Source organism: Rheinheimera tangshanensis, from assembly GCF_014645135.1.
Lineage (GTDB): Bacteria > Pseudomonadota > Gammaproteobacteria > Enterobacterales > Alteromonadaceae > Pararheinheimera > Pararheinheimera tangshanensis.
Window position 1 is genome coordinate 87,499 of the sequence record NZ_BMLH01000007.1, and the last position, 24,758, is coordinate 112,256.

The following is a 24,758-nucleotide window of genomic DNA, read 5'->3' on the forward strand; positions in this document are numbered from 1 at the left end:
AACATCATAAAGACAATTACAACTTTGCAATATCGATCATGCCATGACGCAAAGCGAGGTGAGTTAACTCTACATCACCGCTGATATCTAATTTTTCAAACATACGATAGCGGTAAGAATTCACTGTTTTGGCGCTCACATTCAGCTGCTCAGCAATATCATTGACCTTCTGTCCCCGTGTGATCATCAACATAATTTGCATTTCACGGTCAGATAATTCCTCAAAAGGATTCTGGTTACTGCTAGTCACCCGACTCATCGCCATCTTTTGTGCGACTTCACCTGAGATATAACGCTCCCCGGCATGTACTTTACGAATGGCACTAATCATCTCAGAGGGAGCCGCATTTTTCGAGATAAAACCCGCAGCCCCTAGTTGCATTACTTTGGTAGGAACAGGCTCCTCGCAGGAGACTGATAAAGCCAGCACTTTGATTTCAGGACAATAATGCAGAATACGTTTGGTGGCTGTCATACCGCCCATACCAGGCATATTCATATCCATCAGCACTACATCCGGTGTCTGAGCCCGGCAAAATTGGATGGCAGCTTCACCGGAAATCGCTTCACCTATGACCTTGATGCCACGTTCGTCCATTAGTATACGACTGATACCGGTTCGAACCAGCTCGTGATCATCCACTAATAACACATTTATCAATTTGCTCTCTCCAGGGCCAAGGTTAACGTCTCTAGTCTAGCTGCATTCTATCTGAGCATAAAGCAGAGACGGGACAAAGCTCAAGCCCTTCAATGCAGAAAGCGATAAGTAACATAAAATTAGTGGAGAAAAAATGAAAAAACGTTATGGACCAATGAGATAGCGAATTGAAGGCATAAAAAAACCACCTGTATGGTGGTTTTAATGGCGGAGGGGGAGAGATTCGAACTCTCGGAAGGCTATTAACCTTCGCCGGTTTTCAAGACCGGTGCATTAAACCGCTCTGCCACCCCTCCGCGTTGGACGTCATATTAGGGGGCCCGCCTTTTTTTGTAAAGTGCTTTTCTATCGCTTTTCATTCGTTTGCTCAGCATTTGTGCAAAGTGGTCACTTTTTACTAATTTTCTCCGGGATTTAAGACGGTTAAGGCCTAAATAACTGCATCAACACAGATTAAACCGAACAAAACCTGACAGCCCTGCTACTGTTGATTACAATAGGGCGACAACAGATCAGGACCTTCTCTGTCATGAACAAAAAACGAATTTATGTCGCCTACACAGGCGGAACCATAGGTATGCAACAATCGAGTAATGGTTTTGTGCCTGTTCCGGGCTTTTTATCCGAGACAGTCAAAAGCATGCCAGAGTTTTACCGGTCAGAAATGCCAGAATTTGACATCCACGAATACCACCCTGTGATTGACTCCTCTGACATGACACCAGCGCACTGGCTGGAAATTGCCACTGATATTCAAAGTCATTACGCCGATTACGATGGTTTTGTTGTGCTACATGGCACTGATACCATGGCGTATACGGCCTCGGCTTTGTCTTTTATGCTGGAAGATTTGGCCAAACCCGTTATTGTCACTGGTTCACAAATTCCATTGGCGCAATTACGTTCTGACGGCCAGGTGAATTTACTGAATGCTTTGTATTTAGCAGCCTATTATCCTATCGCTGAAGTGGCATTGTTTTTTAACAATAAATTATTCAGAGGAAACCGCGCCACCAAAGCGGATGCTGATGGTTTTGATGCTTTTGCATCTCCGAACTTTTCACCGCTGATTGAAGCCGGTATTCATATCAATTTAATAGCGGGTCATTTGGCGTCGACTGCAGTGACCAGAGCTTTAAAAGTTGCTCAAATCACACCTCAGCCAATCAGCGTGGTGACTTTATATCCTGGTATTAGTGCGGATGTGATCAGAAATATGGCGGCGGCTCCGATCAAAGCCTTAATTATAAAATCCTACGGTGTAGGTAATGCACCGCAGCAAGCTGAATTACTTGAAGCTCTGACGGAAGCGTCAAAGCGCGGTACTATCATTGTCAACTGCACTCAGTGTTTTAAAGGCAAAGTAAATATGGGTGGCTATGCGACAGGCAATGCCCTGCGAGCTTGTGGTGTGATCAGTGGGTACGACATGACGCTCGAAGCCACCTTGACCAAACTGCATTATTTACTGAGTCAACCTTTAAGCACTGAGCAAGTCCGGCTTTTTATGCAACAAAGTTTGCGTGGTGAATTGACGCTGTAAATTCGTGTAGTTCTGATGTAAAAAAGCCAGCTTGCGCTGGCTTTTTCGTATGCAATATTTGCTTTACGCAAACACAACTTTTAGACGTTGTAATAAGCTCTGCTCTTCTGCTTTCACAGCGCCAAAACCTAACCAGCGTGTTAATAACGCATCCACTGTCAGGCTGGAGCCCGAATTGTGTTTATCTGACAACAATTGCAGTTGCACCTGAGCTTTGTCTGAAGCAAGGCAGTCTTTCCCACTAATAAGTTCTATAGCGGTCGTAAGCTGAGCACGGGTCAGTTGCTCTTCATTACCTTTGGCAAAGTATTCACGAAAACGCGCTGGAATAGCTTCAGCTGTTACATCAGCTTGTTCAAGTACCGCAAACAATTGCTGATAACTGGCATTAAAAGCAGTCTGTTCTAAGATTTCCAGCTTCTGTTGGACTTCCGCTAACAACTGCTGCTTTTGCTGCAACAAAGCAGATTTGGCTGGCAGGTCCAGCGCTTTTAATGCGCCTTGAGCCGCATGCAGTTCTGCCGCTGTGGCTGCTTGTGTGCACTGTGTTGCAACTTCAGCGAATTGAGTTTCCGCTTGCTGTTGCTGCTCTGCCCATTGCTGATCTTGTTGCTGCTTTGCAGCTGTTTTATTAGCGAAAATCTGATCACAGACGACACGGAATGCTGACCAGAGTTGTTGATCCGTTTTTCCGGCAAAACCAATCTGTTTCCAGTCTTGCTGCAGCTTTTTCGCGCCAGCCACTGCTTCATCAACGGATAAATTCAGCAACTGTTGTGCTTTCTGAATCAGCTGTTGTTTTTCCGTTAAATTCTGTTCATGTTGACCACGAACGCGACCTTTCAACTGATCAACCAGAGTTTTAAACCGGGCTGAAAGTTCTTTATAAAGACCCGACTCTGTAGGCCCACTTTCCCGCCAGCTCTTTTGTAATTTGGCTAACTGACTATCAAAGCTCTTGTCCAGAGGTTGCTCTAGTAACGCAGTTAAATCCGCCAGAATTTGCTGTTTTATTAACGAATTTTGTTTACGCTGCTCATCCTGCGCGGCGAAATAGTCGCGGCATGGTGCAAAAGCCTGCTCACAAGCAAGATTAAAGGCCTGATTCAAATCTGCCTCTAACGCTTCATCGGCACGACCTAAAGTCTGCCAGGTTGCGCGAGCTAACTTTACTTGTTCAGCACGCTCTGGCGCAGCGACATCAGTGGCTACAGCCAAAGCTTGCATTTGTGCAACCAGTTCCTGTTTGCGAGGTGTCGCAATATAGTTTTGTAATTCATTGAGCTGCTGTAATTGCTGTTCAGCAGCCTGATAATCTTTTGCCAGTTGTTGTTGCTGAGCCACACTAAGCTCGGCGTAACTTTGTTGAATGCCTTTGAACAAGCCAAACAACACTTTATAACGCCCTGCTTCATATAAACGCCGGAATTCAGCGAGCTTAGAGCGCACCGATTTAAGATTTTTTTCAGTCTGGGCTGCAAACTCACTCATCAGTGGCTGCCACTGTGCATTGAGTTGGTGCTGAGCTTGCGCCAGGCTCTCTGGCAACATAGCGCCCAACGCCTTGCGACCTTTACTCCATTCTTGCTGCCACTGCTGGTACTTGGCTTCGATATGTTGAAACTGCACTGCATCCGCAGGAACAACAGCAGACGACCAATCCGCTAACAAGCGGGTTAATTTAAATAACTGTTCGGCCTGAGCTGGTAATTGCTGTAATTGACGTTCAAAGGTAGCCAGCGCTTTTTGCAGACCTGACTTTACCCCAGCTGCTAATTCACTCTGTGAGATCTGTTGCAGCAAAGTCGCCGCTTCTGCAGCTAACGGATCCGTCTCATCTAAGCGGCCTTCAGACATCAGCTGAGATAACTGCTGCTGCATCGCCTGAAGTTGGTTTTCAAACTGCTGTTGCTGCTGTTGTAATGCGACAATTTTTTGCTGTTGAGCCAACTGTTGTTGCTGCTCTTTGCGCAGCGGCGCCCAGGCGTTTTCCGTTAAGACTTTTATCTTTTCGTATTTTTGCGTCAGTTCAACCGCATCGTCCAGCAACGCCAGATCAGACTGCACAGCATCCCACTCTTGTTGGTACTGCTGCCATTTTTGCTGCATCTGAGTTAAATCGCCACGTTCACGCACTGCATTGAATTTAGCTAACAACAAATTGACCACTTTACGAAGCTGGACAGGTTTGTCTTTGGCTTCTTGCTGTTGTTGCAGTTGCAGTTTTAACTCGCTGGCTAAAGGCTCAGCCAGTTGTTTGCTTAATTTTTCTAACTGTTTTGGCTCGGTGATTAAAGTAAGCAACTGACGTTTTTGCTCCAGACTCAACAGGTCTTGCTGCAAATTGGTCAGGATCAGATCTGTTTTCTTCAGCCGCATAATCAGCGAAAAACGGATATCCGCATCTGCTTCCGTTAAGGCTAATTTCTCTAAAATACTGCTTCTGTGGCACTCTTCAATAAACTGACGTTTTAAATGCACCGAAATACGATTGTCCAGTATCATCTGTACCAGTTGAGTTTCGGCATACTGCTTTAAACGTTCAGCACTGTCCTGTTTACTGGCTTGCCACCATAACGAAAATTCATTTAATTTTTCTAATGCAGCACGACGTACCGCTTCATGGCCATCATTAAAGGCAAGTTCATGCAAGATTTCTTTATGCTGAGCATCGACACTTAACCCGGCAATTGCCTGTTGCCGCACTGCAGCGTCTTTATGTTGCCATTTAGGCGCGAACCAACGTTTAAAGATCATCATGCGCAAACCTTGCTATCGAAGAATCCTGAGGGAATTGTTTTTTCATTTCGGCTTTGGATTTAATCACCATTTCTCCATCCGCCCCTATGGTGTAGGGTTCAGTGGATTTGAGTACGTAAGCCTGATAAGCCATCACCAGTTGCAGAGTATGCGATTTTTGACTGTCTGACAGCACTACACCATCAGCCCAACGTCCTGTGGCTACTGTATCTAGCAGGGATTGGTAGGTTTCTGGCGACATCGCCAGAACAAGAGCTTTGAAATCCATATTAATTTTTTCGCTTCAGATAGATCAGACGAGCACGGGCATAAATATACCAAAGAAAGCCTAAAGCTATCATGCCTTTGGAGACAACAGCTTCATAACCATCCGGCTCTAAGGCCCAAAAATACAGGAAACAGAAACCAGCTAAAAACAAAATGAGTGCGAGCATCGATTGATTCAAAACGCCTTGCATTTTTTTATCTCTGGCTTCGATGGCTAAATGTTGTTTTCTTTCTGCTGACATGCCTGTCATATCTAACTGACAATGCTGGCAATTCTGACTTTTATCCGAAATTTTTTTCGCGCAACGTGGGCAGGAAATAATTGCCATAGTAAAACCCTCTAAAAGTTATGGCGCACTATAAAGCAAAAGAACTAGTTTGCAAGCCAGCCCAAGCCGGCTTGCGTCATAGCAGATACGTAGTCATTAACGCAGTTGATCAACCACAGCAAGCACAGCAACTAAGCTATCCTGTCCCAGCTTCATCGAACGTACATCAGACCAGCCGTAGTCTAAATCTGGTAGGTTCGCATTGTCTTTAAATGGCATTTCAAGAGTGTACGACAGACATTTAAACTGTTCTGCTACCCAGGTCGAGGCGATAGTCAGATTAGCCTTACCTGGCTCATCCAGTTCATAGCCAAATTCAGTTTGGAACTCAGGTGTTACTAATAAAAGCGCATTTTTAAACGCAGTTTCCAGTTGTTGCATTTTGGCATTGTAAGAAGGCACACCTTCAGAGCCTGCAACAAAGTTATACGGCAGGTTTTCATCGCCATGCACATCCAGCAGCATATCTACACCGATTTCCAGCATCTGCTGGCGGACTAAATACACTTCTGGGCTTTTTTCCATACTGGGTGTTTGCCATTCGCGGTTTAAATTCACTCCAGCAGCGTTGGTCCGTAAATGACCTCGCACGCTACCGTCCGGGTTCATATTTGGCACTATGTAGAACACCGCTTTGTCCAATAAGGTTCGAGACACGGCGTCATCTTCATCCAAAAGTCGGTCTAATAAACCTTCAACAAACCACTCGGCCATAGACTCCCCCGGATGTTGACGGGCGGTGATCCAGATTTTTTTCTTGCCATCAGCAGGCTCACCCACCACCAGCATACTCATATCACGGCCGTCCAGGGTTTCACCCAGCTCAACAATTTGCGCCATACCAGAGCTTTGTGCCGAGTGTAATAAATCCATATGACGTTCATAGCTGTAGGGTGCGAAATAAGCGAAGTAGACAGATTCAGCTTCAGGGTAATGGGTGATGACTAATTCATCATTTACTAACTGTGTCTCAACTCTGAACCAGGTTTCTCTGTCGTAAGAGGCAACAGCCTGATAGCCTTTCCAGCCATCCGGGTAAGCCGAATCTTTGACGTTTACAATACGGATAGTATGAGGTTCAGGGCTTTGAGAATGTAAACGGAAGTGGAACCACTGATAAAAGTCTGAGTTGTGGTCTTTACGGATGGCCAGCTGAATATCGGCTGGATGTTCGGCTTTGATCACGTCAATATTACCGCTGTCAAAATTACAGGTAATTTTCATAACATATCCACTTGGTTAGGTAACAGATGCTGCCTTGGGGCAGTCTTAACGGACCGGCATCATAACACTATCCCCTTCGCACTTGAAGCCACAGCTTTGTTGACTAGAGACTGCCTTTCTCCTTTTTTTGTCGGGCGCTGCAAAACCTGCCCTTCAAGGTCCCTGATATGCATGACGCATCGCTTTGGGGATCACTGCGTGCTGATCTGCAGCTACCACAGATTTAGTAACCTTCGATAACAAAAAAGGCCGCACTAAGGCGGCCCGTTCAACGTTCTTTTATTATTTGCTGATAGGTAAGGTTGGGTATTTAATACCAGCCATCTCGTTCATCACTCGAATCACCTGAGTGCTGTAACCAAACTCGTTGTCATACCATACATAAAGTACACAGCGGTCATCCTGCACTATGGTCGCTTGAGAATCGACCACACCAGCATAACGTGAGCCGACTAAGTCGCTGGAGACAATTTCAGTGGAACTGGTGAAATCGATCTGGTCTTGGAGCTCAGAAAACAGTGCTACTTTTTGTAAATAGCTGTTCAGCTCTTCACGGTTGGTTGTTTTATTCAGATTTAATGACAAAATTGCCATAGACACATTAGGGGTTGGAACCCGAATTGCATTTCCCGTCAGCTTACCTTTTAACTCTGGTAAGGCTTTAGCGACAGCGCTGGCGGCACCCGTTGAAGTGATCACCATATTCAGTGGTGCTGCACGACCACGACGTTCTGCTTTGTGGTAGTTGTCGATTAAGTTCTGATCGTTGGTGTACGAATGCACAGTCTCTACGTGGCCGTTTTTGATGCCGTATTCATCGTTCAGAGCTTTTAACACAGGCGTGATCGCATTAGTTGTGCAGCTTGCAGCTGAAACGATGCGGTCTTGTGGCTGGATCATGCTGTGATTCACACCATAGACCACGTTGTGCACTTCGCCTTTGGCCGGAGCTGTTAATAACACTTTCGCAGCGCCTTTGGATTTAAAGTGAATAGACAGTTCTTTGTCATCTTTCCAAATACCCGTGTTATCCACCACCAGCGCATCGTGAATGCCATAGGCGGTGTAATCGACCAACTCAGGTGAATCGGCATAAATCACTTTAATAAAAGTACCATTGGCCTTGATGCCGCCGTTTTCTTCATCCACGGTAATACTGCCGTTAAACGGGCCATGGATAGAATCGCGACGCAGCAGACTGGCGCGTTTCTCTAAATCACCTTTGCGACCGCCCCGCACCACTATGGCACGTAAGCGTAATTTACTGCTTGGGCCTGAGCGCTCCAGCATCAGACGGGCTAACAAACGGCCAATACGACCGAAACCGTACAGCACCACGTCCACAGGCTTAATTTGATCGCCCCGGTGTAATATTTCAGACAGCTGACTATCTAAATACTGCTGCAAGGTTTGACCTTCGCCAGCATTTTTGTACAGATAAGCAAAAGCCAGCTTACCAATATCGACGCGGCCCGGAGCCAGTTCCATTTTGGAGATAGCTTCTAAAACCGGAAAACTTTCTCTTAAACGTAACTTCTGCTGTTCAAAACGTTCGACTGTTTTATGTGCTTTAATGATGTCAATAGTGGTTGCATTGACCAGAGGACGACCATAAACCACAACCTCAATGCCTTTATTGCGATACAAACGACCTATAATAGGTTGCATGTTCTCAGCGTACTCCTGGCGCTCCTGCCAGCTGCGTTGATACTGTTCTTCGTGTGATAGAGTCATGGTTTCGCCTTTTACGTCTTGTAGGTTCAGAGGTGTGCCTGTGGTCATCGCCACATTCAGGCAGGCGCATTGTAATTGAACATGTAATACTACGACAACAATTACAAAAAGATTTTTTCTGAATTCTTCGTTATGCTGGAGGCAGAAAAGACGAATGAGATACTTATGAAATATTTGCTGGTAAGCATTAGCTTGGTATTGCTGGGAGCCTGCTCTGAAGGTGAGCTGACGCTACGTGCTGTTTGTGAAAAAGAACCTGGAATTTGCAACGACTTAAATGATGATTCTCATTGTAACCTGCAACGCCGTGACCTGATTATGCAGCGCTTTGAGGAAAAGCATCTGCCTTCGGATAAAAATAAATACCAGTTGCTGATAGATCTTGAAAAATACTCAAAATGTATTGAGTTGGCCGCAGGCATAGAGCATATCAAGCTGAAAGAAAAAACCAGCACTCGCATGGTAGGTTATATAACAAGCCTTAAAGAGATCAAACGTTTAAGTGATGAAACCATCAGCTCTGATGATCCGCATCTGTTGTATTACCACTGGTCGCGTAATAAGAGTGACAGTCATCTGCAGCGATTTTTGCAGGCTGAACAAAATAATCAGCTGGAAACACCAGAGCTGCAAATGGCATTAGTCAGTTATTACAGTAAAAGAGACAGAGAAAAAAGCATTCAACTGCTGCACCATGCTTTGGAGCTTTATCCGCCACAACCTAAAGTCGACCCGGAAATTTATGCATCCTTGAGCAGTATGTTTTATAAGAAAAAAGATTACGCCAGCTCCTACCATTGGGCACTGCTGGCGCAGCAAAGCGGCGCTTTTAATGTCGAGCTGCAAGAGCTAAAAATTTATTTGGAGCAAGCCCAGCTTGATCACGAAAAAATTAAAGACACAGCTGAGCATACTATGGCTCAGCTGCAGCTGGGGCACTTTACTCCGCCGAAATTTTAACATCCGCGTTAAAGAGTAATGATACGGAGTTGACACAATACCTTTGCCCGGTGGGAGCCGGGCCATCGTCAAACACATGACCTAAGTGTGCATCACAGTGCTGACATAAAATCTCGATACGGTTCATGCCATGAGAGTGATCTTTTTCATACTTGACCTGACCTTTGATGGCTTTACTAAATGATGGCCAACCACAGCCGGAGTCAAACTTATCTGCAGAATCAAACAAGGGCTGCTGACAACAGATACAGTGATAACAGCCTGTTGCTTTATTGTGCAGTAAGGAGCCGCTAAAAGGATACTCAGTACCCTTTTGCCGTGTCACTCTGTATTGCTCTTCGGTGAGTTGCTGACGCCATTCTTGTTCAGTTTTTTTCATTCATTACTCCAGGTCAAAGGACAGGCAGCAAAACAAAAAGTGCTGCGCTGTTCAACAGCAGTTTATGCCGACAGTACTCTTAATACGTAAAAAGCTCCTTGCGGAGCTTTTTATTTACTTAATTTTTTGCATCGGCCTGTCGGTATGACCCCAGTCGACATGGAAAGTTTTACCTTTAGCTTTATCCGTACGCTCAAAGGTGTGAGCGCCAAAATAATCCCTCTGCCCTTGCAGCAAGTTAGCAGGCAAGACGGCAGTACGGTACGAGTCGTAATAACTTAAAGCTGAGCTTAATGCAGATACCGGAATACCTGTCATGGCTGCTTCAGCCACAGCCCGACGCCAGTTCATCTGATTGACAGAAATTTGTTTGGAGAAAAACGGATCCAACAGTAAATTCTGTAAATCGTCGTTACGCTCATAAGCTTCAGTAATAGACTGTAAAAACACTGCGCGAATGATACAACCTGCGCGCCAGATTTTTGCAATCTCAGCAAAATTCAGTTGCCAACCATGCTCGGCTGCTGCGGTCTTCATTAAATCAAAGCCTTGTGCATACACACAAATTTTGGCGCAGTACAGTGCGTCATGCAGCTGCTTGATCATCTGCTCAGCAGTCTGATTTGTGCAATGTTCACGCACAGGACCAGATAACAACGTAGATGCTAACACCCGCTGATCTTTTAAAGTCGACATAGAACGGGCAAATACAGCTTCGCTGATCGTAGGTGCAGGACAACCTAATTCCAGACTGCTGACTGCAGTCCAAAGACCAGTGCCTTTTTGTCCGGCTTTATCCAGTATCACATCGACCAGGGGTAAGCCTGTTTCTGAATCTTTCGTGGCCAGCACTTCAGCGCTGATTTCCATCAGGTAACTGTTTAATATGCCCTGATTCCACTCTTTAAATACTTTGGATACCTGCTCTGCACTCATACCAAGTGCGTCACGCATCACCTGATAGACTTCACAAATCAGCTGCATATCGGCATATTCGATACCGTTGTGCACCATTTTGACATAGTGACCTGAACCGCCCGGCCCAATATAAGTGGCGCAGGATTCTCCCTCTGTCACCGGATTACCGGGTTCGTGCCGTTCCAGCGGACGACCTGTTGCAGGGTCAACTTTGGCCGCAATAGCGCGCCAGATAGGTTCAATCCTGGTCCATGCATAAGGATCGCCACTTGGCATCAAGGAAGGGCCAAAACGGGCCCCCACTTCACCACCAGAGACCGCTGTACTGAAGAAAATAAATTTGCCTTCGTAGTGTTTTTCACGGCGCACCGTGTCTGTCCACAAGCTATTGCCTGTATCAACAATAATGTCATCGGCCTGAATACCGGCATCGATCAGTTTTAAACAGACATCATCAACAGGCTTGCCGGCTGGCACAGATAAGATCACTAAATGAGGAGAGGATAAACGCGACAGGAGTTCTGTATAAGAGCTGCAGCTGATGACCCGGGCAGGTTTATCGCCCCGCTCGGCTTTGTCCTGCGCTATCACAGCTTCCAGTTTTTTATGGTCTAAATCAAAAGCGGCAACCCGATAACCGTGATCAGCCAGGTTTAAAATGAGGTTCTTCCCCATGACACCTGCGCCGACAAAACCTATATCACATAATACGGATGTCTCAGACATTTGATTTTCCTTTTAAAATCCGGCACTGCAAAAGTGGCCGCGATTATACTGGAAAACTGCGGATAAAGAAAAAGCCAAGCTGAAAAAACTCAGCTCCAAATGGATAAAGATCGTGCGCTTTGCATATAACGTGTTCTTGTTGCTGCTTTTTCCAGCGGTTCACCCGTGTCAAATTCCGTATCCAGCAACAGCTGCCAACTTTTTTTCGGTAAATCGACCTGCAGTGGATGATCCGCTGCGTTGATAATCACCAAAAGACTTTGCTGATCTTTTAAATGCTCTATCACAAAAACACAGTTGGTTTTGTAGGGATCAGTCCAATGTTCGTCTTGTTTCACACTTCCATCGGGCAGATACCAGCTCACCTGATGTTTGTCACCATGCAATTGATACTGATCATCCAACAAAGAGAGTTGCTGCAGACAGCTAAATTGTTGGCGTAGCCGAATCATCTTTTTGACAAAAGCTAAAAATTGACTGGCCTGATAATCCAGATGCCAGTGTAACCAACTGATCTCATTGTCCTGACAATAAGCGTTATTGTTACCTTGTTGAGTCTGACTCAGCTCGTCTCCTCCGAGCCAGTGTACTATGCCCTGACTGAGCATCAGAGTGGCGACTAAATTTCGTTTGTGCTGGTATCTGTTGCGCAGAATATCAGCGTCGCTGCTGGGCCCTTCCACACCGTAATTGACGCTTAAATTATGACCATGCCCGTCACGATTTTGCTCTGCATTCAGCCAGTTGTGCTTATCCTGATACGACACCATATCCTGCAAGGTAAACCCATCGTGATAACTGATGTAATTCACACTGCAACAAGCTGGCTTGTGATGCTTCTGAAAAATATCGCGGGATCCTAACAACCGGGTAGCAAATTGTGGTAATTGGCCAGGATCCTGACGCCAGAAAGAGCGAAAGGTGTCTCTGCATTTATCATTCAGTTCAGACCAATGCGCCGGAAATTGGCCGAGCTGATAACCAAAGGGACCTAAATCCCATGGTTCGGCTATTAATTTCACCTGACTTAATACAGGGTCCTGTGCTATCACTTGTAAAAAAGTTGCGTACGCATCAAAGCGTTTATGCTCACGGGCTAAGGTCACGGCCAGATCAAAACGAAACCCATCGACTTGCATCTCAGTGGCCCAATAGCGCAATGCATCCAACACCAAACGCTGTGTCATTGGATGAGCAACATTGAGTGTATTGCCACAGCCACTGTAATTGCAGTTCTGCTGGTAGTCGGTAATATCGGCATGATTTTCAAACAGGTAATAATGCCGGTTTGCCAGGCCTCTGAAGCTTAAGCGGTAATCCTCTGCTTCAGCCGTGTGATTAAACACCACATCCAGAATGACTTCCAGGCCATGCTGGTGATAAGTGCGAACCAGCTCTTTAAACTCCTTGACTGCATCATCTACCTGATAGCGGGCGTCCGGAGAAAAAAAGTTGATGGGGTTATAACCCCAGTAATTACTTAGTTTCAGCTTTTCTAACCGAGGTTCACTCATAAAACTGGCGACAGGCAACAATTGAACCGTCGTGATACCTAAGTCTTTTAAGTGCCGGATCACAGCGGGATGGCACATGCCCTGGTATTTACCACGCAGCGGTTCCGGCACATCAGGATGTAGTTTGGTCAGACCTTTGACATGAGCTTCGTAGATAATAGTTTTTTCACGGGGGATGGCTGGTTTTTTTGAGCCTTGCCAGTCAAATTCAACGGTTCTGAGCACAGCCTTAGGCACCATATAATGACTATGCACCTGATAAAGCCGTTCGTTCCATACCAGAGCCCGGTTTAACTGTTTGGCGTAGGGATCGATCAACAGACGGTTGCGATCAAACACTAAGCCTGAACTGGCCTGACACACCCCTTCTGCACGTAATCCATACAGAGTGCCTTGCTCAATGCCAGCCACATGCAAGTGCCATGATTCACCAGTGCGGGCGAAAAACTCAATTTCTGCCAAGGGCTCTTCTGTATCAGCACAAAACAGACATAACCAAAGCGCAGAAGCATCAGGAGCGTAAACCGAAAAATTCCAGCTGTCCGATCCGGTTTGCTGTGGTCCTGGTGGATATACACTACCCACTGTGCTTATCCATTCAGACATCTGCTCTGCCTTGCTGCTCACGATATTTTTCTTCTCAAATACAGGGTCGATAAAGGAGGCAAATCCAACTGCACCATGTAGTTTAACCCGAAGGCCGCAGCTGCAAAGGCCGGTAAATACTCTCCGACAGGGTAATTACTGCCCCAATAGTATTCGCTGTCCGTATTGAGGATCACTTCGTATTCGCCTGGCTCAGCTACGGATAAACGGAAGCCGCTGCGAGGAACAGGCGTAAAGTTACTGACCACGTACACCGCATTGGCGTGTTTGTCCAAACGATAAAAACTCAAGGTACTGTGTTCAGCATCCTGATAATTAATCCAGCGAAAACCAGCCGCCTCATGGTCCAACTGATGCAATGGGGGGCAAGCTTTGTAGGTCAGGTTTAAGTCACGGAACAGCTGTTGTACACCCCTGTGTTTATCAAAAGATAATAAATACCATGGCAATTGCTGGTTATGATCCCACTCAGTGCCCTGACCAAATTCATTGCCCATAAAATTCAGCTTTTTACCCGGATGGGCAAACATAAATGCATAATAAGCGCGTAAATTCGCAGCTTGTTGCCACTCATCTCCAGGCATCTTATTGATAATACTGCCTTTGCCATGCACCACTTCGTCGTGAGATAACGGCAGGATAAAGTTCTCGTTGTACGCGTACACCATAGAAAAGGTTAAATCGTTATGGTGGAACTTCCGATAGGCGGGGTCTTTTTTAATGTAACGCAGGGTGTCATTCATCCAGCCCATATTCCATTTAAAGCCAAAGCCTAAACCACCTAAATCTACCGGCCGGGTGACGCCATCAAAAGAAGTGGACTCTTCAGCTATCATCATGGCCTTCGGATACTGCCGATACACTTCAGTGTTGAGCCAGCGTAACAGACTGATGGCTTCGTAATTGTGATTACCACCATCAACATTTGGCACCCACTCGCCGTCCCGACGTGAGTAATCCAGATACAGCATCGAAGCTACGGCGTCGACTCGCAAGGCGTCAATGTGGAAGTAATCCAGCCAGAACAATGCACTGGCCACTAAAAACTGACGAACCGGGTCTTTACCATAATCGTAAATGCAGGAGTTCCAATCCGGATGCCAACCACGGCGAGGATCTTCGTATTCATACAAATGGCTGCCATCAAAGCGGGCCAGTCCATGCGCGTCTTCCGGAAAATGCGCCGGAACCCAGTCTAAAATCACTCCAAGTCCGGCCTGATGACAGGCATCGACAAAGGCCTTGAACTGATCAGGGGTGCCAAAACGTGAAGTCGCGGCAAACAAACCAAGTGGCTGATAACCCCAGGAGCCAGAGTATGGATGCTCCATTACCGGTAATAACTCGATATGGGTGTAGCCCATGTCCAGCACATAAGGAATAAGCTCAAGTGCAAGCTCAGTGTAGGTTAAAGGTTCACCATGCTGATTATGCTTCCACGAGCCCGGGTGCAACTCGTAGATGCTCATAGCTTCGTGATAAGGATCAACAGTGCGCTCTTGCCACTTCTGATCCTGCCATTTGTACTGTGAGTGGTCGAACACCAGCGATGCGTGTGAGGGGTACTGTTCGGCAGCAAAAGCCAGCGGATCGGCCTTGTGCGGTAGCAAATTACCAAAGCTGTCTTTGATTTCAAATTTATACCGAACACCGGCTCCAACTTCAGGAACCAGCAACACCCAATGACCACATTCGGTGCGCTGCATAGGATGACGCCTGCCATCCCATTGATTCATATCACCTATCAAACTCACACTGGATGCATTGGGAGCAAACACTGCAAAACGGGTCGCTTTGAGTGTCTTTTTACCCAGTTTCAATTCGACCAACTGAGCACCTAGCTGTTTATACAAATTCTCTGGCTTACTGTTGACAAAGTGTACGGCGTAGTAAGCCTCTTCTTCAAACTGATAAGGGTCGACCAGCTCGTAGCTATGGTGATGCGGTGTTTCAATCTGAAAGTAATAAGGACTGGTTTTGCGTTTAGTTGGCAATTCAAGCTCAAATAAACCGTGTAACACAGACTGAGCAACCATCTGCCCTAAAGACTTGCGGGTCGCAAGATCAAAAACTTCAACCTTTGCGGCATCCGGCAAATAAGCCCGGATCATAAAGCCTTTGGTTGTCCCTTTTTGCCAAGACAATACAGAAAATGGAGAAGAACAACTGGCAGAGGCTAACTGAGTTACGGACATGAACTATCCTTTTGATTTTTTTACCGTCTTAATTTCTAAGATAACAAATTAGATTAAAACTGCCATGCGGTTTTGGCAGTTTTATGGCCGAATTATTTGAAGCCATAACTTTAATTTATTTATGGCCTCAAAAATTCAATTTCATTTACATCGTTTGAGTCAGTTAATTGCGGCGCAAACGAGTTAGCTCTTGCAGCAACTGATTGACATTCTGTTGCTCTGATAGTTGCTCGAGCGTCATCGTTAGTTTGCGGCGCCAGTTCGGATATTCATCGCTGGTGCCCGGAATATTGACAGGTTGCGTCATTTCCATCCAATCTTCCAATTGTAAACACAACAACTGGCTGGAGCCTTTAGCCACATGGCGCTGAATCGCATAACTCAATTCAGTGCTCATGCCAACGTGATCGACATTATGGTCAAAATGAGGAGCTAACATCTGGTGACCATGCAATGAATCAAGAATTTTTTGCTTATCTTTGTGACGGGATTCAAAAAGACCCGGCAGCTGATCATCGCGGTACAGCCCTACTTCTTTACCTAAATGCAAGTCACCACAGTGCCAATAGCCAATTAAAGTAGGCATATCATGAGTGGTTAAGGTCGCCATCGCCTGCACCGGATAATGGGCCGGAGACACGTAACCACCATCTTCAGCTTTTTCGAAGAAAAATACCCGATAAGAGTACATACCATATTCAGCCAGTATTTCGCGAATACCATCCGGCACAGTGCCCAAATCTTCCCCTATCACGACCACCTGATGACGCTGCGATTCAAGAGCCAAAATACCTAACAAATCCTGAATAGGATAATAGATGTAAGCGCCATCACCAGCACTTTCAGCGCCTTTCGGCACCCACCATAAGCGTAATAAAGCCATCACGTGGTCAATACGCAGCGCACCAGAGTTTTGCATATTGGCACGGAACAAATCGATCATAGGACGGTAGGCTTGCTGAAACATCTGATAAGGCAACATCGGAGGTAAGCCCCAGTTCTGGCCTTTGGGTCCTAAAATATCCGGCGGCGCACCAACACTGGCATCGCGGCAGTATAGATCAGGATTCCCCCAGATTTCGGTTGAAGCTTCACTGACGCCAACAGCCAGGTCACGGTACAAACCTAATAACATACCCTGTTCTTTGGCAAAAGCTTGTGCCTGAGCCAACTGCTCTCGGGCGATAAATTGCAGGTAACAATAAAAATCCAGTTCATCTGCATGGGCTTTGGCAAAAGCCAATACTTCATCGCTGTCTGGTCTTTGCCAAGCTTCTGGCCATACTGGCCATCCCCAGGCATGACTATCTTTTTGAATCAAATGCGCGTGAATTGCATCATAAAGCGCCAGTTGTAATAAACTTTCACCAGATTGTTGTTTAAATACAGAAAAAGCCGCAGCCAGTTCAGCGTGTTCAGACTGGTGTTCGATAAACCATTGATACAACGCTTTGAATACAGGCAGTTTCAGACGGGTTACAGCGCTATAATCGACCCATTGTGCAGCGCGCGCAGCGTCCAACTGTTGCTGAAATCCTGGCGCATTGACCAGCTGTTTTACCTGCTTGCATTGATCAAAACCAGGCATTTGTGGCGCAGCCACATAAATGATATTTAACCAGCGACGGGACGATGGACTGTAAGGACTCGCAGATTCCGGCATGGCTGGATACAGCGCATGGATAGGATTTAACCCAACAAAATCAGCGCCTTGTTTAGCTAAATGACCAAGCAGGAAACGTAAGTCTGCAAAGTCACCTATCCCCCAGTTTTGATCAGAGCGTACACAATACAATTGGACAGATACACCCCATTGTTTTTGTTTTTTAAATTCTGCTGGCTGGAAGCACGCAGACGGCGTAATGATCAGCGATTGTACAAAATCCAGCTCACCCAGAGTCAGGCTTAAACTATGATAACCCTGGTCAAGCAAAACAGGTAAAGTCCATTGATATTGCTGATATTCTTCGCCGTCAAATACCATCACCTGATTTAAATCAGCATCATCAGTTGCTGTCACTGTAAAAGTATGTGTTTTGCCTTGTTCTGTGGTCAACACCAGCTCTAAAGGCGTATTGGCTAAAGCGATAGGTAACTTCAGTTCGATTTGGATATCGTGCCCGGCTTTTTGCACAGAAACAGGATCCAGTAACTGCTCCCAATGATCTTGCTGACGCTCCAGAAGCTGCTCACGAGCCAGTGCATCGTTATCTACGGCAAAGCCCTGAGCTGCCAGCAAAGTGAGTAAGTTTTTCTCTGCGACTTCTGATTGATTGCCCCAGGCGTCAGTAAATTGTGTTTCTATGCCGGTAAAGGCAATCAGATCAGAAAGTAATTGTTTGTCCATAAAGGCTCCAGCGACCTGTTTTTTGCTCGGAAAAGTAAATGGTTAGGAAAAATTAACTACCACAGTCTACTCCAGATTCAAGACCCGGATTAACAAAATACGAATGCATAACTTTTTTGTACTTGAAAAGAATGACAAAAAATGTAATTTTATTACAGAATTAAATTACAGTCTGGGGATAGGTTATGACAATTCGTGTAGCAATTAATGGTTTTGGTCGCATTGGCCGCAACGTTTTACGCGCTTTATATGAATCCAAAAAGAATTACGACATCAAAGTTGTAGCCATCAACGATTTAGGCGATGCTGCTATTAACGCTCATTTGCTTAAATACGATACAGCGCATGGCATTTTCTTCGCTGACGTTGAGCACTCAGACAAAGCTATTTTCGTTAACAAAGACGAAATTTTGACTTTAAGTGAACGTAGCCCGGCGAATCTGCCGTGGGCAGAATTAAATATTGACGTGGTGCTGGAATGTACAGGTCTGTTCACCAACCGTCAGACTGCAGGAGCTCACTTAAGCGCAGGCGCTAAAAAAGTCATTATTTCTGCTCCGGCGAAAGATGTGGATGCAACAGTAGTGTACGGTGTGAACCACGATGTCATTACTAAAGATATGACCATCATCTCAAACGCCTCATGCACCACCAACTGTTTATCTCCTATCGCTAAACCATTAAACGATGCGTTAGGCATTGAATCTGGTTTAATGACGACTATTCATGCGTACACCAACGATCAGCGTTTAAGTGATGTATACCACACTGACGTGCGTCGTGCCCGTGCAGCTGCTATGTCAATGATCCCAACACAAACTGGCGCAGCTGCTGCCGTAGGTTTAGTCGTACCAGAGCTGAAAGGTAAATTTGACGGTTTAGCGGTACGAGTGCCAACCCTGAACGTGTCGTTAGTGGATTTATCTTTTATTGCCGGTCGTAACACCACAGTTGAAGAAGTCAACGATATTATCCGTAAAGCTGCAGCTCAGAGTCCGATGAATCAGGTATTAGCTGTCAACGATTTACCATTGGTGTCTGTCGACTTTAATCACAATCCAATGTCCTCTATTTTTGACGCCAGCGAAACCCGTGTAAATGGTCGTTTAGTCAAAGTCATGGCCTGGTATGACAACGAGTGGGGTTTCAGCAACAGAATGCTGGACAACACTGTTGAGATGATGAAATTTTCAAAGTAAGGTATTGAGACTATACAGGGGCGGCTTTTTAGCCGCCTTTTCTTTCTTTAGCGTTTGAGATAATCCAATGAGCAATAACAGCATTACTGAACAATCTGGTTTCGCCCACCTGACAGACCTACCTTGTTATGTACTCCAATGTGGTCAGGCCACAGCGGTGATCAGTAGTTATGGTGCTCATTTGCTCTCGTATAAGCCAGAGGCAGAGGTGGAACTGATCTATCTGTCGCCTGAAGCTGTCTGGCAAAATAATACTCCTATTCGTGGAGGTGTACCTGTGTGTTGGCCCTGGTTTGGCCCTGCTGCGGCAGAGTTCAACCCTAAAGCTCAGAAGTTGCCCAATCATGGTGTGGTGCGGACTGAATTCTGGCAGGTGATACAACAATCCGTCACAGAAACCGAAGTCCGTATTGAATTTCGTATAGCAACCAAAGAGTTGCCTTATACTAACGCGCCTTCTTACCTAAGTTTGACCCTACAGTTAACCGAAGCAGCGTTAATCCTGACGCTAAACTCAGATCAGGGCTTACAGCAAGCTGCATTGCATAGCTATTTTACCGTGGATTCTGTGCATCAGGTTTCCGTCAGCACTTTGGCAGGCGCTTATCTGGATAAAGTGAAAGCCGGCGAGCGCTTTGACCAACAACACCCTGAACTGAAGTTTACAGCAGAAGTCGACAGGGTTTATCTGGATACAGCGGATGAGCTGACGTTAGAACAAGCAAAAAATGCTGTGCAAATTGCTCAGCAAGGTCATGATGCCAGTGTGCTCTGGAATCCATGGATAGAAAAAGCAGCGGCGTTAAAAGATTTGCCTGATGATGGGTATCTGGATTTTGTTTGTGTCGAAACTGCGCGTCTGAGCCTGACCACTTCAGCTCCTCTGCACCTGGTACAACAAATCCGCTATTTAGGCCAGCTGGAATAAAAAGGCAGCAACAACAACTTTTCCCCTTCTGTGGCATGAAGCAGCTGAAGCTGTAATTGCCACTTCATCCGAGGCTGACTGCAAACCCCCAATACCATTTCGGCCTGGTACACTCTCGCTTTCCCCTCAACAGTTTTGAACAATAAGGGAATAGTGCCCATAGTCATCGACAATCCTGTGACTTCTGCCTGTTTGATTTGCCAGCCATCAGATAACTCAACAGTCCAGTGCAGAATCTCTTCAACTGGCGCATCGGCAGGGGCTAAACTGACAGTGAATCGTGTATCCTGATGCAGTTGCAACACTGAGGTCTGAGGTTCTGCCTTTTGATCTGAGCAACCACTAAGACAGACTAAATAAAAAGCCAGAAACAGCAATCTCATCTGATTATTTTCCGTAAATAAAGAGCAATAAGTCTAACTTCTTGTTGCGATGAAACGCAAAACATTGCTGCAATTGGTTATTTTGCGACCAGCAGTATTGTTCTACATCATAAAAACGGCTGTTTCGCCTATCTTTTTAAAGGCAAAACTCGTATTATTTCGCCCCAAAATGGTTAGGAGTTTAGTTGCTTTGCTTGTTCTGAAGGCTGCTACACTGTTAACCAACAATAAGAAGGGTCACCTTAGGGTGAATTTTTAATCACTAGCAATAAACTGCAGCGGAACTCAACATGAGCCAGACCAAATCGTTAAATGTTGACTACAACTATACCGTTGTCCGCCTTTTTGCCGTCACCACAGTTATGTGGGGTATTGTCGGTATGGGGTTGGGTGTATTACTTGCGGCGCAACTGTATTGGCCCGCACTTAATTTCGACACGGCATGGTTTACTTACAGTCGTCTTCGTCCTCTTCACACTAACGCAGTAATCTTCGCATTTGGTACAAGTGCCCTGTTTGCCACATCGTATTATGTGGTGCAGCGTACCTGCCAGGTCAGGCTTTTTGCAGAAAAGCTTGCGATGTTTACTTTTATTGGCTGGCAAGCAGTCATTATCGCTGCCGTGATTACCTTACCTATGGGTATAGGTAACAGTAGTAAAGAATATGCAGAGCTGGAATGGCCAATTGACATTCTGATTGCTGTGGTTTGGGTTTCGTATGCTGTGGTGTTTTTTGGCACCCTAGTCAAACGTAATACCAGCCATATTTATGTGGCGAACTGGTTCTACGGCGGCTTTATTATCACCGTTGCAGCCTTACACATAGTCAACAGCATGGCTGTGCCTGTATCCTTCACCAAGTCTTATTCAGTGTACGCTGGTGCAGTGGATGCAATGGTGCAATGGTGGTACGGCCACAACGCAGTAGGTTTCTTATTAACAGCAGGCTTCCTGGGTATGATGTATTACTTCGTACCAAAACAAGCTGGTCGTCCTGTGTATTCCTACCGTTTATCTGTAGTGCACTTTTGGGCTCTGATCGCATTATACATTTGGGCTGGTTCTCACCACTTACACTACACTGCCCTGCCAGACTGGACTCAGTCCGTTGGTATGGTGATGTCAGTCATCCTGTTCGTTCCAAGCTGGGGTGGCATGATCAACGGTATCATGACGTTATCTGGTGCCTGGCATAAACTGAAAACTGACCCTATCTTACGTTTCCTGATTGTATCTCTGTCCTTCTACGGCATGTCGACTTTCGAAGGCCCGATGATGGCAATCAAGTCAGTAAACGCTTTATCGCACTACACAGACTGGACAGTAGGTCATGTTCACTCTGGTGCTTTAGGTTGGGTTGCTATGGTGTCTATCGGCGCTATCTACCACCTGATCCCGAACATCTATAACCAAGGCCGGATGTACAGCATCAAGCTGATTAACACCCACTTCTGGTTACACACTATTGGCGTGGTTCTGTACATTGTTGCTATGTGGATCAGCGGCATTATGCAAGGCATGATGTGGCGTGCGGTCAATACCGACGGTACTCTGACCTACAGCTTTGTACAAAGCTTGGAAGCCTCTTACCCGTTCTACCTGATGCGTTTTATCGGTGGCTGTTTTGTCGTCACAGGTATGCTGGTCATGGCGTATAACGTTGTGAAAACTATCAGAGCGAAAGATGGTGCTCTGGAACCAGTAGCTGAAGCAGCGTAAGGAGCTTATTGTGTCTAAGAACTATCATGAATTTTTTGAGAAAAGTGCAGGCTGGTTAGCCATAGGCACAGTGCTGGCAATCAGTTTTGGTACACTGGTTGAAATCACTCCTCTGCTGTTTTTAAAAGAAACCACCGAACCTGTGGACGGTTTAAAACCTTACACAGCGCTGCAACTTGAAGGTCGTGACATTTACATCCGTGAAGGTTGTGTCAACTGTCATAGCCAGATGATCCGCCCGTTCCGTCATGAAGTGGAACGCTACGGTCACTACTCTGTTGCCGGTGAAAGTGTATGGGAACATCCATTTTTATGGGGTTCAAAACGTACTGGTCCTGATTTAGCCCGTGTAGGCGGTCGTTATAGTGATGACTGGCATTATGCGCATTTAATCAATCCACGTGACGTTGTGCCTCAGTCGAATATGCCGGGTTTTCCCTGGCTGGCGACCAATACGCTGGATGGTGAGTTAACTCCGAAAAAGATGGAAATCTTTAACAAGTTAACTAAAGGCAAAATGTCGCCGAACGATGAAGACGGTCTGATGTATTCAGCTGAAGAAATCGCGGCAGCGACAGAGTCTGTCAAAGGAAAAACAGAGATGCAGGCGTTAATTGCATACCTGCAATCCCTTGGCACAGCGCTGAAGTAATTATGATGGATATTGCAACCCTACACAGTATTTTCACCGTGCTAGTGTTTGTAGGTTTTATTGGTCTTGTAGTCTGGCTTTTTGTGTTAAAACGCAAGCCAGACTTTGAAGAACAGGCAAATTTGCCTTTCGCAGACGACCAAAAACCAAAACAACAACAGAAACAGGAGTCGGATCATGAGTAGCTTTTGGAGCACTTGGATCAGTGTCTTAACAATAGCGTGTATCGTATTTTGCGCCGTCATTTTAACCTGGAATTTAAAAAACCATGTTGGAGTGAAAGAAGGCGAATCCACTGGTCACGAGTTTGACGGCATTGAAGAAATTAACAATCCTCTGCCAAAATGGTGGACTTACATGTTCTACGCCACCATTGTTTGGTCGGTGTATTACTTTGCCGCCTACCCTGGCTTAGGTAACTACAAAGGTTTTTTAAACTGGACCAGTTCAAATCAGGGTATTAAAAACCTGGCTGAATCCAAAGCTGCGGTAGAACAAAACAAACTGGACGGCAAAAACGTGCAATTGGACCGTGAATATGATGCGGCCAATGAAACTTATGCCAAAGAGTTTGCTAAGTACACCAGCCGCGATATTCTGGACTTAGCTTACGATCCGGACGCATTAAAAGTAGGTCAGCGTTTATTCCTGCAGAACTGCTCTCAATGCCACGGTTCAGATGCTCGTGGTCAGCGTGGTTTTCCTAACCTGACAGATGATGACTGGTTATATGGCGGTACGCCGGACAAAATCAAAGAAACCCTGCTGTATGGCCGTAAAGCCGCTATGCCAGCTTGGGGTGATGCTCTGGGTGAACAAGGCGTCAAAGAAATGACTGCTTATGTATTGAGTTTGTCAGGTCGTAAGGTGAATGACAAAGATGCAGCTGCTGGTAAAGCGAAGTTTGGCATGTGTGCTGCTTGTCACGGTGCAGATGGTAAGGGCAGCTTAGCCCATAACCTGCCATTTGGCGCACCTAACCTGACGGATAACACCTGGTTATACGGTGGTTCACACGGCGCGGTAGAAGAAACGCTGAATAAAGGCCGTAATGGTCAGATGCCAGCATTCAAAGAGATTTTAGGAGAAGACAAAATCCATATTATCTCTGCTTATGTCTACCGTTTATCTCGTCCGGAAGAAAGTTCTAAGTAATCTTTGCTGTGAATGCATTACAATAAGCCCCGCTTTGTGGGGCTTATTGCTATCTGAAAGAGGAATACCTGATGTTGCATGATACAAAACCCTGGTACAAACAGCTGTGGCCCTGGTTATTGATCGCCTTCCCCATCGTCTCCTTTATCAAAGGCGGCCATACCATTTACATCATGCAGCAAAATAATCCGGATCTGGTGATCGATGATTACTATAAAGAAGGCCGGGCCATCAACATGAATTTAGCCAAATACCGTGAAGCAGAATTACGGAATTTGCATGCCAGCACCTTGATTGCAGCCAATCAGGTCATAGTTCGGTTTGAGCAAAACAAAACGCTGGGGCAACACCTTCAGTTGGAGTTTTTCCACAATACGATAGCGGCTAAAGACTTTGTCATTACTGCAGAGCGCAGTGGTGAAAATCTTTATGTCGGAACCTTGCCTAAAACACTGGAAGGCAAATGGAATCTGGTCGTCTCAGATGAGCACAAGGATTGGAAACTGCGGGCAAGCGCTATGCTGCCACAACAAGGTGAATTTAAACTGGGATATTAA

General features: G+C 45.8%; 21 protein-coding genes and 1 tRNA gene. 9 read left to right on the top strand and 13 right to left on the bottom strand.

Annotation, left to right across the window (positions count from 1 at the left end; genetic code table 11):
* Nucleotides 1-16: 16 nt before the first annotated feature.
* On the bottom strand, nucleotides 17-652 hold the full coding sequence (gene uvrY / locus IEW88_RS13435) for a UvrY/SirA/GacA family response regulator transcription factor (protein ID WP_286049908.1): 636 nt from the start codon (nucleotides 650-652) through the stop codon (nucleotides 17-19).
* A gap of 214 nt (nucleotides 653-866) precedes the next feature.
* Nucleotides 867-957 (bottom strand) — tRNA-Ser (locus tag IEW88_RS13440).
* A 233-nt stretch (nucleotides 958-1,190) separates the two neighbouring features.
* On the opposite strand from IEW88_RS13440, the gene ansA reads away from it, so the two are divergent.
* Entirely contained in the window at nucleotides 1,191-2,204 is a 1,014-nt protein-coding gene (ansA, locus tag IEW88_RS13445) for an asparaginase (RefSeq protein ID WP_053425712.1), read from the top strand.
* Nucleotides 2,205-2,267: 63 nt separating this feature from the next.
* Here the strand turns inward: ansA and IEW88_RS13450 are convergent, their stop codons facing one another.
* The 5 genes from IEW88_RS13450 to IEW88_RS13470 all read right to left on the bottom strand — a co-directional run bounded on the left by IEW88_RS13450 (nucleotide 2,268) and on the right by IEW88_RS13470 (nucleotide 8,566).
* Complete coding sequence (locus IEW88_RS13450) at nucleotides 2,268-4,964, bottom strand: DUF349 domain-containing protein (RefSeq protein WP_147904702.1); 2,697 nt, start codon at nucleotides 4,962-4,964, stop codon at nucleotides 2,268-2,270.
* Complete coding sequence (locus IEW88_RS13455) at nucleotides 4,951-5,232, bottom strand: YeaC family protein (protein WP_053425714.1); 282 nt, start codon at nucleotides 5,230-5,232, stop codon at nucleotides 4,951-4,953. Before IEW88_RS13455 ends, IEW88_RS13450 begins: the two co-directional genes overlap by 14 nt.
* A gap of 1 nt (nucleotide 5,233) precedes the next feature.
* The gene (locus tag IEW88_RS13460) at nucleotides 5,234-5,560 is read right to left on the bottom strand and encodes a zinc ribbon domain-containing protein (protein WP_147904701.1); all 327 of its coding nucleotides are present in this window, start codon (nucleotides 5,558-5,560) and stop codon (nucleotides 5,234-5,236) included.
* Between the two features lie 96 nt (nucleotides 5,561-5,656).
* On the bottom strand, nucleotides 5,657-6,784 hold the full coding sequence (locus tag IEW88_RS13465; RefSeq protein WP_147904700.1) for a M14 family metallopeptidase: 1,128 nt from the start codon (nucleotides 6,782-6,784) through the stop codon (nucleotides 5,657-5,659).
* Between the two features lie 282 nt (nucleotides 6,785-7,066).
* Complete coding sequence (locus tag IEW88_RS13470) at nucleotides 7,067-8,566, bottom strand: glyceraldehyde-3-phosphate dehydrogenase (RefSeq protein WP_229670486.1); 1,500 nt, start codon at nucleotides 8,564-8,566, stop codon at nucleotides 7,067-7,069.
* Nucleotides 8,567-8,683: 117 nt separating this feature from the next.
* On the opposite strand from IEW88_RS13470, the gene IEW88_RS13475 reads away from it, so the two are divergent.
* Nucleotides 8,684-9,478: a DUF2989 domain-containing protein gene (locus tag IEW88_RS13475; RefSeq protein WP_185148616.1), complete on the top strand. Its 795-nt coding sequence runs from the start codon at nucleotides 8,684-8,686 to the stop codon at nucleotides 9,476-9,478.
* Here the strand turns inward: IEW88_RS13475 and msrB are convergent.
* The 5 genes from msrB to malQ form a co-directional block, all read right to left on the bottom strand.
* Complete coding sequence (gene msrB / locus IEW88_RS13480; RefSeq protein ID WP_053425719.1) at nucleotides 9,459-9,857, bottom strand: peptide-methionine (R)-S-oxide reductase MsrB; 399 nt, start codon at nucleotides 9,855-9,857, stop codon at nucleotides 9,459-9,461. The two genes, IEW88_RS13475 and msrB, sit on opposite strands and share 20 nt — an antisense overlap.
* Before the next feature lie 114 nt (nucleotides 9,858-9,971).
* Nucleotides 9,972-11,501 (bottom strand): NADP-dependent phosphogluconate dehydrogenase, encoded by a 1,530-nt coding sequence (gene gnd / locus IEW88_RS13485; protein ID WP_053425720.1) that lies wholly within the window; start codon nucleotides 11,499-11,501, stop codon nucleotides 9,972-9,974.
* Between the two features lie 89 nt (nucleotides 11,502-11,590).
* A complete protein-coding gene (glgX, locus tag IEW88_RS13490; protein ID WP_229670488.1) occupies nucleotides 11,591-13,621 on the bottom strand; it encodes a glycogen debranching protein GlgX in 2,031 nt (676 codons plus the stop codon).
* A gap of 17 nt (nucleotides 13,622-13,638) precedes the next feature.
* Nucleotides 13,639-15,816: a 1,4-alpha-glucan branching protein GlgB gene (glgB, locus tag IEW88_RS13495; protein ID WP_147904697.1), complete on the bottom strand. Its 2,178-nt coding sequence runs from the start codon at nucleotides 15,814-15,816 to the stop codon at nucleotides 13,639-13,641.
* 163 nt (nucleotides 15,817-15,979) lie between these two features.
* Nucleotides 15,980-18,163, bottom strand: coding sequence for a 4-alpha-glucanotransferase (gene malQ / locus IEW88_RS13500; protein ID WP_147904696.1), 2,184 nt, complete (start codon nucleotides 18,161-18,163; stop codon nucleotides 15,980-15,982).
* A gap of 185 nt (nucleotides 18,164-18,348) precedes the next feature.
* Between malQ and gap the strand changes: the two genes are divergently transcribed.
* Together gap and IEW88_RS13510 are read left to right on the top strand one after the other, a co-directional pair.
* On the top strand, nucleotides 18,349-19,362 hold the full coding sequence (gap, locus tag IEW88_RS13505) for a type I glyceraldehyde-3-phosphate dehydrogenase (protein WP_147904695.1): 1,014 nt from the start codon (nucleotides 18,349-18,351) through the stop codon (nucleotides 19,360-19,362).
* Between the two features lie 67 nt (nucleotides 19,363-19,429).
* Nucleotides 19,430-20,290 (top strand): D-hexose-6-phosphate mutarotase, encoded by an 861-nt coding sequence (locus IEW88_RS13510; RefSeq protein WP_147904694.1) that lies wholly within the window; start codon nucleotides 19,430-19,432, stop codon nucleotides 20,288-20,290.
* On the opposite strand, the gene IEW88_RS13515 is transcribed toward IEW88_RS13510, so the two are convergent.
* A complete protein-coding gene (locus tag IEW88_RS13515; protein WP_147904693.1) occupies nucleotides 20,269-20,673 on the bottom strand; it encodes a hypothetical protein in 405 nt (134 codons plus the stop codon). The two genes, IEW88_RS13510 and IEW88_RS13515, sit on opposite strands and share 22 nt — an antisense overlap.
* Nucleotides 20,674-20,963: 290 nt before the next feature.
* Here IEW88_RS13515 and ccoN point away from each other — a divergent pair, with 290 nt between their 5' ends.
* The 5 genes from ccoN to IEW88_RS13540 all read left to right on the top strand — a co-directional run bounded on the left by ccoN (nucleotide 20,964) and on the right by IEW88_RS13540 (nucleotide 24,758).
* Complete coding sequence (gene ccoN / locus IEW88_RS13520; RefSeq protein WP_147904692.1) at nucleotides 20,964-22,394, top strand: cytochrome-c oxidase, cbb3-type subunit I; 1,431 nt, start codon at nucleotides 20,964-20,966, stop codon at nucleotides 22,392-22,394.
* A 10-nt stretch (nucleotides 22,395-22,404) separates the two neighbouring features.
* A complete protein-coding gene (ccoO, locus tag IEW88_RS13525) occupies nucleotides 22,405-23,046 on the top strand; it encodes a cytochrome-c oxidase, cbb3-type subunit II (protein WP_053425728.1) in 642 nt (213 codons plus the stop codon).
* 2 nt (nucleotides 23,047-23,048) lie between these two features.
* A complete protein-coding gene (locus IEW88_RS13530; RefSeq protein ID WP_343897391.1) occupies nucleotides 23,049-23,231 on the top strand; it encodes a cbb3-type cytochrome oxidase subunit 3 in 183 nt (60 codons plus the stop codon).
* Nucleotides 23,224-24,201, top strand: coding sequence for a cytochrome-c oxidase, cbb3-type subunit III (gene ccoP / locus IEW88_RS13535; RefSeq protein ID WP_053425729.1), 978 nt, complete (start codon nucleotides 23,224-23,226; stop codon nucleotides 24,199-24,201). Before IEW88_RS13530 ends, ccoP begins: the two co-directional genes overlap by 8 nt.
* Nucleotides 24,202-24,272: 71 nt before the next feature.
* The gene (locus IEW88_RS13540) at nucleotides 24,273-24,758 is read left to right on the top strand and encodes a FixH family protein (protein WP_053425730.1); all 486 of its coding nucleotides are present in this window, start codon (nucleotides 24,273-24,275) and stop codon (nucleotides 24,756-24,758) included.

What these genes read in the sequence shown, in the direction of transcription:
- IEW88_RS13455 (WP_053425714.1), bottom strand. Translation starts at nt 5,232, where the DNA reads ATGGATTTCAAAGCTCTTGTTCTGGCGATGTCGCCAGAAACCTACCAA.
- glgB (WP_147904697.1), bottom strand. Translation starts at nt 15,816, where the DNA reads ATGTCCGTAACTCAGTTAGCCTCTGCCAGTTGTTCTTCTCCATTTTCT.
- IEW88_RS13510 (WP_147904694.1), top strand. Translation starts at nt 19,430, where the DNA reads ATGAGCAATAACAGCATTACTGAACAATCTGGTTTCGCCCACCTGACA.
- IEW88_RS13450 (WP_147904702.1), bottom strand. Translation starts at nt 4,964, where the DNA reads ATGATGATCTTTAAACGTTGGTTCGCGCCTAAATGGCAACATAAAGAC.
- IEW88_RS13460 (WP_147904701.1), bottom strand. Translation starts at nt 5,560, where the DNA reads ATGGCAATTATTTCCTGCCCACGTTGCGCGAAAAAAATTTCGGATAAA.
- gnd (WP_053425720.1), bottom strand. Translation starts at nt 11,501, where the DNA reads ATGTCTGAGACATCCGTATTATGTGATATAGGTTTTGTCGGCGCAGGT.
- msrB (WP_053425719.1), bottom strand. Translation starts at nt 9,857, where the DNA reads ATGAAAAAAACTGAACAAGAATGGCGTCAGCAACTCACCGAAGAGCAA.
- IEW88_RS13475 (WP_185148616.1), top strand. Translation starts at nt 8,684, where the DNA reads ATGAAATATTTGCTGGTAAGCATTAGCTTGGTATTGCTGGGAGCCTGC.
- IEW88_RS13515 (WP_147904693.1), bottom strand. Translation starts at nt 20,673, where the DNA reads ATGAGATTGCTGTTTCTGGCTTTTTATTTAGTCTGTCTTAGTGGTTGC.
- IEW88_RS13465 (WP_147904700.1), bottom strand. Translation starts at nt 6,784, where the DNA reads ATGAAAATTACCTGTAATTTTGACAGCGGTAATATTGACGTGATCAAA.
- IEW88_RS13540 (WP_053425730.1), top strand. Translation starts at nt 24,273, where the DNA reads ATGTTGCATGATACAAAACCCTGGTACAAACAGCTGTGGCCCTGGTTA.
- ccoP (WP_053425729.1), top strand. Translation starts at nt 23,224, where the DNA reads ATGAGTAGCTTTTGGAGCACTTGGATCAGTGTCTTAACAATAGCGTGT.
- glgX (WP_229670488.1), bottom strand. Translation starts at nt 13,621, where the DNA reads ATGTCTGAATGGATAAGCACAGTGGGTAGTGTATATCCACCAGGACCA.
- ccoN (WP_147904692.1), top strand. Translation starts at nt 20,964, where the DNA reads ATGAGCCAGACCAAATCGTTAAATGTTGACTACAACTATACCGTTGTC.
- malQ (WP_147904696.1), bottom strand. Translation starts at nt 18,163, where the DNA reads ATGGACAAACAATTACTTTCTGATCTGATTGCCTTTACCGGCATAGAA.
- gap (WP_147904695.1), top strand. Translation starts at nt 18,349, where the DNA reads ATGACAATTCGTGTAGCAATTAATGGTTTTGGTCGCATTGGCCGCAAC.
- IEW88_RS13470 (WP_229670486.1), bottom strand. Translation starts at nt 8,566, where the DNA reads ATGACCACAGGCACACCTCTGAACCTACAAGACGTAAAAGGCGAAACC.
- ansA (WP_053425712.1), top strand. Translation starts at nt 1,191, where the DNA reads ATGAACAAAAAACGAATTTATGTCGCCTACACAGGCGGAACCATAGGT.
- IEW88_RS13530 (WP_343897391.1), top strand. Translation starts at nt 23,049, where the DNA reads ATGATGGATATTGCAACCCTACACAGTATTTTCACCGTGCTAGTGTTT.